This window comes from Mesorhizobium sp. M0001 (assembly GCF_040324255.1).
Taxonomy (GTDB): Bacteria; Pseudomonadota; Alphaproteobacteria; order Rhizobiales; family Rhizobiaceae; genus Mesorhizobium.
Genome location: NZ_JAMYVS010000042.1, coordinates 1 through 666, shown reverse-complemented (window position 1 = coordinate 666; position 666 = coordinate 1). Strand labels below are relative to the sequence as shown.

The following is a 666-nucleotide window of genomic DNA, read 5'->3' as shown; positions in this document are numbered from 1 at the left end:
TGTCCAGCCGATAGATGGGTAACACTTTGAACCGGATACATAGGTGACACTTCTCTCCCCCTATGCGTCCGCCGCAGCGCCAAGCGGATTGGTTGGCGCGGCGCTGCGGCGGACAAGCTTCATGTGCCGTGTGTCGATGATGCCGAGCGGGTGGGCATGGAATGAGAGTGTCCATTGTCCGTCTTCGGTCTCCAACGCAGCGACCGGTTCGCCCGCCAGCGCTTGCGAGACATATATGAAGCCGCCATTCCATCGGATCTCGCCATTGTGGCGCACGCGGCGGACCGAGGCCTCGGCCGGATAGACGGGCTCGGGTGGTGTCCTGGGCATGGCGCGCTGTGAGGACCGGTAGTGCTGGGCGGGCGTATCCATGCCCAGCGCCTCATGGGGACGTTCCTCATTGTAGCTGTGGCGGAAGGTCTCGAAGGCCTGGCCCTGTGCCGTTCGGTCGGCTTCCGGTGCCTCGGCCATCGGCAGCATGGTCAGGTGAAAGCGCTCGTGACGTCCGTTCTGCTGTGGCCTGCCGGGTGCGATCCGCTCCAAGGTGATGCCGAGCTTGATGAAGCGCACGACAAGCGGCGTCAGCCCGGTGACGCCGGCCGATGCGAAGGGCGGGCCATTGTCGCTTCTGAAGCGATCCGGCAGGCCATGCTCTTCAAACAGCCG

At 64.3% G+C, this 666-nt stretch carries 1 protein-coding gene; it reads right to left on the bottom strand.

Annotation, left to right across the window (positions count from 1 at the left end; all coding sequences use genetic code 11):
• Positions 1-60: 60 nt before the first annotated feature.
• On the bottom strand, positions 61-666 hold a 606-nt coding region (locus NKK50_RS31265; RefSeq protein WP_352544380.1), incomplete at its 5' end, for an integrase core domain-containing protein.